Origin of the sequence: Sanguibacter sp. 25GB23B1, assembly GCF_040012415.1 — a bacterium.
Taxonomy (GTDB): domain Bacteria; phylum Actinomycetota; class Actinomycetes; order Actinomycetales; family Cellulomonadaceae; genus Sanguibacter.
In genome coordinates this window covers 1-11,426 of record NZ_JBDYKL010000057.1, presented here as the reverse complement: position 1 = coordinate 11,426, position 11,426 = coordinate 1, and the positions used below count along the sequence as shown (strand labels likewise).

The 11,426-nt window shown below is 71.9% G+C and carries 9 protein-coding genes; 7 read left to right on the top strand and 2 right to left on the bottom strand.

Translation table 11 applies throughout. The features are described 5' to 3' along the window. Positions 1 to 95: 95 nt before the first annotated feature. Entirely contained in the window at positions 96 to 2,570 is a 2,475-nt protein-coding gene (locus ABKW26_RS19635; protein ID WP_348595776.1) for a TIM-barrel domain-containing protein, read from the top strand. Between the two features lie 71 nt (positions 2,571 to 2,641). Here ABKW26_RS19635 and ABKW26_RS19630 read toward each other — a convergent pair whose 3' ends face one another. Continuing rightward, a complete protein-coding gene (locus tag ABKW26_RS19630; RefSeq protein ID WP_348595775.1) occupies positions 2,642 to 2,878 on the bottom strand; it encodes a hypothetical protein in 237 nt (78 codons plus the stop codon). Positions 2,879 to 3,004: 126 nt separating this feature from the next. Between ABKW26_RS19630 and ABKW26_RS19625 the strand changes: the two genes are divergently transcribed. Both ABKW26_RS19625 and ABKW26_RS19620 read left to right on the top strand, forming a co-directional pair. Further along, a complete protein-coding gene (locus tag ABKW26_RS19625) occupies positions 3,005 to 4,267 on the top strand; it encodes an MFS transporter (protein WP_348595774.1) in 1,263 nt (420 codons plus the stop codon). Further along, positions 4,254 to 5,012 carry a MerR family transcriptional regulator gene (locus ABKW26_RS19620; protein WP_348595773.1) on the top strand — a complete coding sequence of 253 codons (759 nt, stop codon included), beginning with the start codon at positions 4,254 to 4,256 and terminating at the stop codon, positions 5,010 to 5,012. Before ABKW26_RS19625 ends, ABKW26_RS19620 begins: the two co-directional genes overlap by 14 nt. A gap of 24 nt (positions 5,013 to 5,036) precedes the next feature. On the opposite strand, the gene ABKW26_RS19615 is transcribed toward ABKW26_RS19620, so the two are convergent. Continuing rightward, on the bottom strand, positions 5,037 to 6,230 hold the full coding sequence (locus ABKW26_RS19615) for an ROK family transcriptional regulator (RefSeq protein ID WP_348595772.1): 1,194 nt from the start codon (positions 6,228 to 6,230) through the stop codon (positions 5,037 to 5,039). 253 nt (positions 6,231 to 6,483) lie between these two features. On the opposite strand from ABKW26_RS19615, the gene ABKW26_RS19610 reads away from it, so the two are divergent. The 4 genes from ABKW26_RS19610 to ABKW26_RS19595 all read left to right on the top strand — a co-directional run bounded on the left by ABKW26_RS19610 (position 6,484) and on the right by ABKW26_RS19595 (position 11,350). Further along, the gene (locus tag ABKW26_RS19610; protein WP_348595771.1) at positions 6,484 to 7,491 is read left to right on the top strand and encodes a sugar phosphate isomerase/epimerase family protein; all 1,008 of its coding nucleotides are present in this window, start codon (positions 6,484 to 6,486) and stop codon (positions 7,489 to 7,491) included. A 127-nt stretch (positions 7,492 to 7,618) separates the two neighbouring features. Then, positions 7,619 to 9,148, top strand: coding sequence for a sugar ABC transporter ATP-binding protein (locus tag ABKW26_RS19605; RefSeq protein WP_348595770.1), 1,530 nt, complete (start codon positions 7,619 to 7,621; stop codon positions 9,146 to 9,148). A 122-nt stretch (positions 9,149 to 9,270) separates the two neighbouring features. Next, positions 9,271 to 10,197: an ABC transporter permease gene (locus tag ABKW26_RS19600; RefSeq protein ID WP_348595777.1), complete on the top strand. Its 927-nt coding sequence runs from the start codon at positions 9,271 to 9,273 to the stop codon at positions 10,195 to 10,197. A gap of 91 nt (positions 10,198 to 10,288) precedes the next feature. Further along, positions 10,289 to 11,350 carry a substrate-binding domain-containing protein gene (locus tag ABKW26_RS19595; RefSeq protein ID WP_348595769.1) on the top strand — a complete coding sequence of 354 codons (1,062 nt, stop codon included), beginning with the start codon at positions 10,289 to 10,291 and terminating at the stop codon, positions 11,348 to 11,350. The last annotated feature ends 76 nt before the right edge of the window (positions 11,351 to 11,426 follow it).

Genomic DNA, 11,426 nt, shown 5'->3' with positions numbered 1-11,426 from the left:
GCGATCTCCGTCGTGCCGGTGCTCGTCGTCTACCTCGTGTTCCAGAAGCGGTTCGTCGCAGGAGCGGCCAGCGCCGCGGTGAAGGGATGACTGCCGTGACACACGACAGCGAGCACACGCACGTCGAGAAGGACACCTACCTCGCGAAGCTCGGGGACGCCGAGGCGCGGCCCGAGGCCGTCGTCCGGGGGCCCGGGTACCGCATCACGGTCCTCACGAGCCGGCTCGTCCGCCTCGAGCGGCACCCCGACGAGGCGTTCACCGACCTGCCCACGCAGACCGTGCAGCACCGTGCGTTCGACGTGCCGGACTTCACCGTCGAGCGCCAGGACGACGGGCTCGACCTGTGGACCGAGCACCTGCACGTCAGCTACGACGGCGGGCCGTTCACGCCGGGCGGCCTGTCCGTCACGCTGCGGCACCGGGCCCAGTCCGCGCACACGACGACGTGGCGGTTCGGGGACGACCTCTCCCCCGACGCACCCGGGACGGGCAACCTCGGCGGCACGGCCCGCACCCTCGACGAGGTCGACGGCGCGTGCTCGCTCGAGCCCGGCCTCCTCGCGACGTACGGGTACTCGGTCGTCGACGACTCCCGCACCGCGCTGCTCACCCCGGACGGGCAGGTCCGGCCGCGCCCGACCGGCGGCCACGACCTCTACGTCTTCGGCTACGGGCTCGACCACCGCGCCGCGCTGGCGGACTTCTTCCGCCTCACCGGACCCAACCCGCTCGTCCCCCGCTTCGCGCTCGGCAACTGGTGGAGCCGGTTCCACCGCTACTCCGCGGACGACTACCTCGAGCTCGTGGACCGTTTCGCGACCGACGGCCTGCCGTTCTCGGTCGCGGTGCTCGACATGGACTGGCACCTCGTCGACATCGACCCCACCCTCGGCAGCGGGTGGACCGGCTACACGTGGAACCCCGAGCTCTTCCCCGACCCCGGAGCGTTCCTCGCCGCGCTGCACGAGCGCGGGCTCGCCGTCAGCCTCAACGTGCACCCGGCCGACGGCGTCCGACGCCACGAGGACGCGTACGCCGACATGGCCCGGGACCTCGGCCGCGACCCAAGCGACGGCCTCGAGATCGCCTTCGACATCACCTCGCCGGCGTTCGTCGACTCCTACCTCGCTCGGCTGCACCACCCCCACGAGGCGCTCGGCGTCGACTTCTGGTGGCTCGACTGGCAGTCCGGCGGCTCCACCAAGGTCCCCGGCATCGACCCCCTGTGGATGCTCAACCACCTCCACTACCTCGACTCCGGGCGCGACGGCCGGCGGCCGCTCACGTTCTCGCGCTACGCCGGCGTGGGCTCGCACCGCTACCCGGTGGGGTTCTCCGGCGACACGATCGTCAGCTGGGCGAGCCTCGACTTCCAGCCGTACTTCACCGCGACCGCCGCGAACATCGGCTACCACTGGTGGAGCCACGACATCGGCGGGCACATGCACGGGATCAAGGACGACGAGCTGGCGACCCGGTGGGTGCAGCTCGGCGTCTTCTCCCCGGTCAACCGCCTGCACTCGTCGAGCAGCCCGTTCAACTCCAAGGAGCCGTGGCGCTTCGACCGGGAGGCCGAGCGCATCATGGGCCGCTACCTCCGGCTGCGGCACGAGCTCGTGCCGTACCTCTACACCGCGGCCTGGGCCTCGCACGCCGACGGCGTGGGCGTCTGCCGACCGATGTACCACGACCACCCGAGGGCCCCGGAGGCCTACCAGGTGCCGAACCAGTACCTCCTCGGTCCGGACCTCGTCGTCGCACCGATCACCGAGCCGGCCGACACGCAGACCGGCCTCGCGGCCGTGCACGTGTGGTTGCCCGAGGGCTCGTGGGTCGACGTGGTCTCCGGGCTGCGCTACGAGGGCGGTCGCACGCTCCTCCTCCACCGGGGCCTCGAGGAGATCCCCGTCCTGGCACGGGCCGGGGCGGTGCTGCCGCTCGCGGCCGACCCGGCCGCAGACGTGAGCGCGCTCGCTCCGGCCCTCGCCGTCCGGCTCGTCCCCGGCGCCGACGGGCACGCTCTCCTCCACGAGGACGACGGCGCCGCAGACGTCGCGCTCGCCGACCGGCACGAGACGACCTTCACGCTCACGTGGCGATCGACCGGCGCGGGCACGGCGGACGCCACCCTGCGCATCGACCCGCCGCGGGGCACCGGCGCTCCGACGCACCGGGCGATCGTGCTCGACGTGGCGGGTGCGTCGTCGGTCGGGCACGTGACGGTCCGGGGAGGCGCGGGCATACCGGACGATCCCGCGACGTCCGTGGCGCACAAACCGTCCCCGAGCGGGCTCGGGGCCGCCGTCCGGCTCGACCTCGGCACCCTCGACCTGACGGCCGGCGCCGAGGTCGAGCTCACGGGCGTCCGCCTGCCCGTCCTCGACGCGGGAGCGGCCGTCTTCGACGTGCTCGACCGCGCGCAAGTCGCGTTCGGCATCAAGGAGTCGGCCTACGCCACCGTCCGGCACCTGCACGGCCGGGCCCGGGTCGAGGCGCTGCACGCCCTGGACCTGCCCGGCAACCTGTTCGGCGCTCTCCTCGAGAGGCTGCCGGACGACCCGCTGTGACGGGCTGCCCACGACGCGGCGCGACCGCGGGTGCTGAGCGAGCACCGCAGCCGCGGGTGCTGCGCGAGGCCTCAGCGCCCGCTCGACCCGTCCCGCGAGGTGCGCCCGGCCAGGCCGGTCAACCAGGTGACGAGCATGACGGCCGCGACCGCCGCGGCCGCCGCGATGCCCCAGCGCGCCAGCATCGGCAGGTCGGTCAGGGCGTCGACGGCGATGTTCGTCGCCACGGCCGCCACCACGGAGACCACGAGGAGGAGGGTGGGGTTCGGGCTGGCGCTGCGTGCTGGCTGAGGCGTGGGGCCGGTCACGGTTCCTCCAGATGGACGACAGGTGCGATCGAGCGCCCAGGATAGTCGGCCCCTGCACCGGTTCGCAGCGACCAGGTCCGGTGCCCCCTTGACCCCGACGCTACGTCATGGTTCTTACTGGGGCGCATGAAGCTCATCCCCGTCGCGTACCTGTCGTCGTACCTCCTGTCGCTGCTCGGCAACTCGATCGCCGCCGTCGCCCTCCCGCTCATCGTCCTGCAGGTCACCGGCAGCGCGCTGGACGCGGGGGTGGTCGCCGGGGCGACGGCGATCCCTGCCGTGCTCGCCGGGTTGTTCATGGGTGTCGTCATCGACCGGATCAACCGCCGCACGTCCTCGGTCGTCACCGATCTCGTCTCCGCCGCGTCGATCGCAGCGCTACCGATCGTCGACATGGTCTCGGGGCTGACCCTCGGCTGGTTCGTCCTGCTCGGCATCATCGGATCCCTGGGCGACGTGCCCGGCCAGACCGCCAGGGACGCCCTGCTCCCCGCGATCGTGCGGCACGGCGGGATGACCGCGGAGCGGCTCATCGGCCTCCGGGAGGTCCTCGGCGCCGTCGCGCTCCTGCTCGGGCCGGCCGCGGCCGGGACGCTCATGGTGCTCTTCGACGGGTCGACGGTGCTGTGGATCACCGCTGCCACCTCCCTGGGCGCCGCACTGCTCACGCTGCTCCTCCCGCACCACGTCGGCACGATCGTCGGCACGGACGGGTCCGTGGCGACCCCGAGCGGGACGGGGTGGACGCAGCTCCGCGAGGGGTGGCGGTCCCTCCTGCGCAGCCCGTTCCTCGTCGCGACGACGGTGCTCAGCCTCGCGTCGGTCGTCGTGCTCGCCGCGCTGCAGGGGCTGGTCCTGCCGGTCTACTTCACACTCGAGGAGCAGCCCGGGATGCTCGGCTTCGTCCTCACCGCCCTCGCCGCGGGGATGCTGGTCGGGGGCACGATCTACGCCGTCGCAGGCGCACGGGGGCGACGACGGGTGTGGTTCCTCACGGGGCTCCTCGGCAGCACGGTCGGCTTCGCCCTCGTCGCCGCCCTGTTCTCCGTGTGGGTCGTCCTCGGGGGCGCCTTCGTCGTGGGACTGTCCACCGGGCTGTTCAGCAGCCTCGTCGGCGTGCTCATGAACGAGCGCATCCCCGAGCAGATGCGTGGACGGATCATGGGGACGCAGAACGCGATCCTCACTGCTGGCCCACCCGCGGGGATCGTCGTCGCCGCGGTGATCACCGAGTACTCCGGGGTCTCCACGGCGGCGGTCGCGGTCGCGGGAGTCTGGCTCGTCGCTCTCGCGGTCGGCCTCTTCGCGCGGTCGCTGCGTACCCTGGAACTCGTGCCGGACCAGGCGGTGCGCGACGAGACGGTGGTGACCAGCGGTGCACAGCGGTGAGCTCGCGCGCCTCGCCGGCGTCACCGTCCGGGCGCTGCGGCACTACCACCAGGTCGGTGTGCTCCCGGAGCCGGAGCGTCGCAGCAACGGCTACCGCGACTACGACGTGCACGACCTCGTCCGCGTCCTGCGCATCAAGCGCCTGGCCGCCCTCGGTATACCGCTCGAGCGGATGCCGGAGCTCCTCGACGCCGCGTCCCCGGACTCCGGAGACCTGCTGGCCGAGCTCGACGCCGAGCTGGCCCGGCAGATCGAGCGCCTCACCCGGCAGCGCAGCCTCGTCGCGCGTCTTCGCGACCACGACGCGCCGCTCGACCTCCCGCCCGAGCTCGCCCCGTTCGCCGCGGCGCTCGCGCGTGCGGGCCTGCCGGCCGACCTGGCCAGGCTCGACCGGGACCAGGCAGTCCTCCTCGCCCACCTCACCGGCGACGACGGGATGCCCTCCCTCGCCCGGCTCTACGAACGACTCGTCGAACCCGGTCTCGTCGACGCGGTCGCCGCACTCTCCGAGCGCTTCGGCCGGCTCGGACCGGGGAGCACCGACGCGGACGTCGCCGGGCTCGTCGAGGACTTCGTGACGGCCCTCGCGCCCGTGATCGCCGACCTCTCCGCGTCGGAGCCGGCGATCGACCTCGCAGGCTCGGCGGACATCCTCGCCCAGTACACGACCGCGGTCCTCACGGAGCCGCAGCGCAGGGTGCTCACGCAGCTCGAAGCCCGACTCGACGGCGACGGGTCGCCCTAGCCCGCTCCGCAGCGACTCTGCGCGTCAGGCGACGACGGCGTCGATCGCCTCGGCGGACAGCACGTGGTCCACGGCCATGGCGCTCGCGCCGAGCACGCCGGCGGCGCGGCCGGTCTGGGAGGTGACGATGCGCAGGTGCTGAGTCGCGAGGGGCAGGGAGCGCTGGTAGACGACCTCGCGGATGCCCGCGATGAGGTGGTCGCCGGCCTCGGCGACCTGGCCGCCGACGACGATGATCGACGGGTTGAGCAGGCTCACGGCCGCCGCGAGCACGGTGCCGAGGTCCCGCCCGGCCTGCCGGACGGCCTGGCTCGCGGTGACGTCGCCGGCGCGGACGAGGGCGACCACGTCGCCGCTGCTCGTGGCCTCGATGCCGGCCTCGGAGAGCGCGCGGGCGATGGACTGGCCGCCGGCGATCGCCTCGATGCAGCCCATGTTGCCGCAGCGGCACGGGATGTCGGCGGCCCGGTGGACGGCGATGTGGCCGATGTCGCCGGCGGCTCCCTGGGCACCGCGGCGCAGGGCGCCGTCGCTGATGAGGCCTGCGCCGATGCCGGTGGCGACCTTGACGAAGAGGAGGTCGTCGACGGTGCTCCACGCGGAGCGGTGCTCCCCGAGAGCCATGATGTTCACGTCGTTGTCCACCAGGACGGGTGCGCCGAAGCGTGCGGAGAGGATGCCGGGGACGTCGACGTCGTCCCAGCCGGGCATGATCGGCGGGTTGATGGGCCGTCCGGTGGAGTGCTCGACGGGTCCGGGCAGGCCCATGCCGACGCTGGCGAGGTCGGTGAGCGGCCGGCCGGCCTCGGCGACGAGGGCGATGCCTGCCTCGGCGACCCAGTCGAGGACGGTGTCGGGACCGTCGGCGATGGAGATGGTGGCGCTGCGTTCGGCGAGGATGCGCGAGGCGAGGTCGGTCACGGCGAGGTGCACGTGGGTGGCGCCGAGGTCGATCGCGAGGACGACGCGGGAGCCGGGGTTGAACGCGAAGGTCACGGGCGGGCGGCCGCCGGAGGAGCCGGCGTCCCCGGCAGGCGCGACGAGCCCGGACGCCATGAGCTGGTCGATGCGTGCGGCGATGGTGGAGCGGGCCTGGCCGGTGACGGTGGCGAGCTCGGCGCGGGTGCGGGGCTGGCCGTCGCGCAGGAGCTGGAAGATGCGCCCGACCCCCGTGGGCTTGGTCGCGAGGCCCTGGGGGTCGATCTTCACGGTGGTCACGGTGCCTGCTTCCCTCTCGCCGGGGCGCCCGGCTGTGCGACCAACTTTTGATCGTCCGGTGACAAAAGATACTCCTCCTGGCCCACGACCCCGACCGGAGGGCGGGCGAAATGCCGGGTGATCAGTCGTCCACCGTGTGCTATGGCGCTACTTGCGGCGGACTGGATTCAACTTCTGCTGAACAAAATGCAGAAGTGGGATACGTTCGACACACCACGGGCAACGACGCCCGGCCGGATCGAAGGAGACCGACGTGGCCAGACCGATCACCCTCTTCACCGGCCAGTGGGCCGACCTCCCGTTCGAGGAGGTCGCCCGGCTCGCCTCCGGATGGGGGTACGACGGCCTCGAGATCGCCTGCTGGGGCGACCACCTCGACCCGTGGCGAGCGGCGGAGGACGACGCCTACGTCCAGGACCGCCTCGACATCCTCGAGCGGTACGGGCTCCAGGTCCACGCGATCTCGAACCACCTCAAGGGCCAGGCCGTCTGCGACGACCCGATCGACCAGCGTCACCGCGACATCCTCCCCGACCGCATCTGGGGCGACGGCGACGCCGAAGGGGTCCGGCAGCGCGCCGCCGAGGAGATGACGATGACCGCGCGGGCGGCCGCGCGACTTGGCGTCTCGACCGTCATCGGCTTCACCGGCTCGTCGATCTGGAAGTACGTCGCGATGTTCCCGCCGGCGTCCCAGGAGATGGTCGACGCGGGCTACCAGGACTTCGCCGACCGCTGGAACCCGATCCTCGACGTGTTCGACGAGGTGGGCGTCCGCTTCGCCCACGAGGTCCACCCGAGCGAGATCGCCTACGACTACTGGACGACCGTCCGGACCCTCGAGGCCATCGCGCACCGCCCGGCATTCGGCCTCAACTGGGACCCGAGCCACATGGTGTGGCAGGACCTCGACCCCGTGAGCTTCCTCTGGGACTTCCAGGACCGGATCTACCACGTGGACTGCAAGGACACGAAGAAGCGGATGACGAACGGGCGCAACGGCCGGCTCGGCTCGCACCTCGCCTGGGCGGACCCGCGCCGCGGCTGGGACTTCGTCTCGACCGGGCACGGCGACGTGCCGTGGGAGGACGCGTTCCGGATGCTCAACACCATCGGCTACGACGGCCCGATCTCGGTGGAGTGGGAGGACGCGGGGATGGACCGGCTCGTCGGCGCCCCCGAGGCGCTCGCCTTCGTGCGGGCGAACGCGTTCGAGGCGCCGACGGCGGCGTTCGACGCGGCGTTCTCCACGCGCGACTGACGCGGCGGGGCGGGGACGGCGACCCGGTCCCGGTGGCCACGGCTTTTCATCGAACTGATTAGAGATCTGCTGACGAGTTCTCTACTTATGATTGACAGTCGACACAAGTACCGTTAGGTTCCACAGCATGGTCAACGACGACCCCCGCCCCGCCCCTCGCCCGCTCCTCCAGATGCGCGGGATCGTGAAGCTGTTCCCCGGCGCACGTGCCCTCGACGGAGTCGACCTCGACGTCCTGCCCGGAGAGGTCCACTGCCTCCTCGGCCAGAACGGCGCCGGCAAGTCCACACTCATCAAGGTCCTCGCCGGAGCCCACCAGCCCGACGAGGGGCAGATCCTCGTCGACGACGAGCCCGTCACCATCCCCCACCCGGTCGCCGCCCTGAAGATCGGCATCGCGACCATGTACCAGGAGCTCGACGTCGTCGACGGCCTGAGCGTCGCGGAGAACATCTACCTCGGCCACGAGCTCGCGACCGCCGGGTTCTCCCAACGACGCGAGGTCACCCGCCGCACGCAAGAGATCCTCACCCGCCTCGGCCACCCCGAGATCTCCCCGAACCGCGAGGTCGGCCGGCTCTCCGCAGCGGGCAAGCAGATCGTCTCCATGGCCCGGGCGCTGTCCCACGACGCCCGCGTCATCGTCATGGACGAGCCGTCCGCCGTGCTCGACTCCGAAGAGGTCGCCAACCTCTTCCGCGTGGTGCGGGAGCTCACCGCCCAGGGAGTCGCGATCGTCTACATCTCCCACCGCCTCGAGGAGATCCGCCAGATCGGCGACCGCATCACCGTCCTCAAGGACGGCCGCACCGTCGGCACCAACCTCCAGGTGGCCGACACCTCGAAGAACGACCTCATCCACCTCATGACCGGCCGCGAGGTCGACTACGCCTTCGTCCCCCGCCCCGCACCCGCCCCCGACGCCGAGGTCCTCCTCGACGTCCGCGGGCTCAGCCTCACCGGCTCGTTCCAGGACGTCGACCTCCAGATCCGCGCCGGGGAGGTCGTCGGCCTCGCCGGGCTCGTCGGCTCCGGCCGCTCGGAGATCCTCGAGGCCGTCTACGGCGCGCGGCGCGCGACCGCCGGCAGCGTCACCGTCGGCGGCGCCACCCTCCGCCGCGGCTCCGTCGCCGCCGCCGTGAGCGCCGGCATCGGGCTCTGCCCCGAGGAGCGCAAGAGCCAGGGCCTCCTGCTCGACGAGCCCGTCTACCGCAACATCACGCTCTCCACCTTCGGCCGCTTCGCCCGCGGGGCATTCCTCGACGAGACGGCCGAGCGCGCCGCCGCCGACGAGCAGATCCGCTCCCTCGACCTGCGCCCCGCCGACGGCGAGCGCACCGCCCGGACCCTCTCCGGCGGCAACCAGCAGAAGGCGCTGCTCGGCCGGTGGCTCGTCCACGGCTGCCGGATCCTCCTGCTCGACGAACCCACCCGCGGCGTCGACATCGGCGCCCGTTCCGAGATCTACGCCCTCGTATCCAGCCTCGCCGCGTCCGGCGCAGCCGTCCTCGTCGTCTCCAGCGAGATCGAAGAGGTCCTCGGGATGTCCGACCGAGTCCTCGTCATCTCCGAGGGACGCGTCGTCCACGAAGGCCCCGCCGCAGAGATCGACGAGCACGCCGTGCTCGACCTCGTCATGGAAGGAAGTGCCGCGTGAGCGAGCAGAAGACCACCCCCGCGGTCGCGTCGGACGGATCGTCCGAGATCGCGCGCAAGGGGGCTGCCCGCGCCGGGAGCGGCGGTCGCCGCACCCTCTTCGCCGGCCCCGCCGGGCGCACCATCGGCCTCGTCCTCGCCCTCGCGATCCTCTGCATCGTCGGGTACATCACCGCCGGAGAGCGCTTCGCGAGCTTGAACAACCTCATGACGATCCTCCAGCTCGCCGCCGTCATCGGCGTCCTGAGCATCGGCATGACCTTCGTCATCACGGGCGGCGGCATCGACCTGTCGGTCGGCTCCGTCCTCGGGCTCGCGACCGTGTGGTCCACGACCCTGGCGACGCAGTCGATGGCGCAGGACACCCACTGGATCGTCATCGTCGGGGTCGCCCTCGCCGTCGGCACCGTCTGCGGGCTCATCAACGGGGTGCTCATCGCCTACGGCGGGGTGGTCGCGTTCATGGCGACGCTCGCCATGCTGGTCGGCGCCCGCGGCCTCGCCGAGATGATCGCCAACCGACGGACGCAGGTCGTCACCGTCCAGCCCTTCCTCGACGTCTTCCGGGCCGACGTCCTCGGCGTCCCCGTCATCGTGTGGATGTTCGCCCTCGTCTCGGTGGCCGGGTGGGTCCTGCTCAACCGCACCACCTTCGGGCGCCGGACGCTCGCCGTCGGCGGCAACCCCGAGGCCGCGCGCCTCGCCGGCATCAAGGTCCGCCGGCACTCGATGTACCTCTACGGGATCGCCGGGCTCACCGCGGGGATCGCCGCCGTGATGATGCTCGCCCGCACCACGGCCGGGTCCTCGACCAACGGCTCGCTCTACGAGCTCGAGGCCATCGCCGCCGTCGTCGTCGGCGGGACGCTCCTCGCAGGCGGGCGCGGCACCATCGTCGGCACCGTGCTCGGCGTCCTCATCTTCACCACGCTCACGAACGTCTTCACGCAGAACAACATCTCCAGCTCCGCACAGGCGGTGGTCAAGGGCGTCATCATCGTCGCCGCCGTCCTGCTCCAGCAGCGCTTCGCCTCACGCAGCCACACCTAGCGCCGCCACCGCCGCTCCACCTGCAGCCGCAACCCCTTTCGAGCTCACCCACCCACCCCGCCGTCCCCGGACCGAGTCACAGGAGATTCCCATGTCCGCACGTCTGTCCACACGCCGCACCCTCCGCCAGCGCATGACCCTCCTCACCGTCACGGCAGCAGCGTCCGCGCTGCTCGTCACCGGTTGCACCTCGAACACCCCGGAGGACGACGACGCGGGCGCCGACCCCGGCACCATGTCGGACAACGACGCCACCGGTGACACCGTCGTCATCGGCTTCTCCGCCCCTGCGGCCGACCACGGCTGGATGGCCGCCATCTCGTCGGCGGCCGTCGACGAGGCCGAGCTGCACGAGGACATCGACCTGCGCGTCGCCGAGGGCACCAACGACGTCAACCAGCAGATCAGCCAGATCGAGACCTTCATCAACGACGGCGTCGACGCGATCGTCATGCTCCCCTACGACGGTGCGGCACTCACGCAGGTCGCCATCGAGGCGATGGAGGCCGGCATCGTCGTCATCAACGTCGACCGCGAGTTCACGTCACCGTTCGCCGCCCGGGCCACCGTCCTCGGCGACAACTACGGCATGGGCGTCAGCGCCGGGACGTACATCTGCGAGCAGCTCGGGGACAACCCCGACGCCGTCGTCGCCGAGATCGCCGGCATCGACTCCCTGCCCCTCACGCAGGACCGCAGCCAGGGCTTCACCGACGCGCTCTCCGACTGCGGGCTCGACGTGGACAACCGCGTCGCCGCCGACTTCACCGTCCAGGGCGGCGAGCAGGCGGCCGCGAACCTCCTCCAGGCCGCGCCCCAGATCGACGCCATCTGGAACCACGACGACGACCAGGGCGTCGGCGTCCTCGCCGCGATCGAGAACGCCGGCCGTGACGAGTTCTTCATGGTCGGCGGCGCCGGCTCCGCCAACGTCATGCGGTCCATCCAGGCGGGCGACACCGTCATCCAGGCGACCGTCATCTACCCCGCGACCCAGGCCGCGGACGGCATCAACCTGGCCCGCCTCATCGTCCAGGACCGCTCCATGGGCGACCTGACCTCGCTCAGCATCCCCCGGACCGTCCAGCTCTACGCGCCCGTCGTGACGGCGGACAACGTCGACGAGTACCTGTCCACCGCGTTCGAGTCCTGATCGCGATCCCACCGCGATCGCTCACCGCCCGGTCGGCCGTCGGCCGGACGCAGCACCGGGGGGGGGGGGGGGGGGG

Coding starts and splice junctions, on each gene's coding strand:
- ABKW26_RS19625 (WP_348595774.1), top strand. CDS start 3,005: ATGAAGCTCATCCCCGTCGCGTACCTGTCGTCGTACCTCCTGTCGCTG.
- ABKW26_RS19605 (WP_348595770.1), top strand. CDS start 7,619: ATGGTCAACGACGACCCCCGCCCCGCCCCTCGCCCGCTCCTCCAGATG.
- ABKW26_RS19595 (WP_348595769.1), top strand. CDS start 10,289: ATGTCCGCACGTCTGTCCACACGCCGCACCCTCCGCCAGCGCATGACC.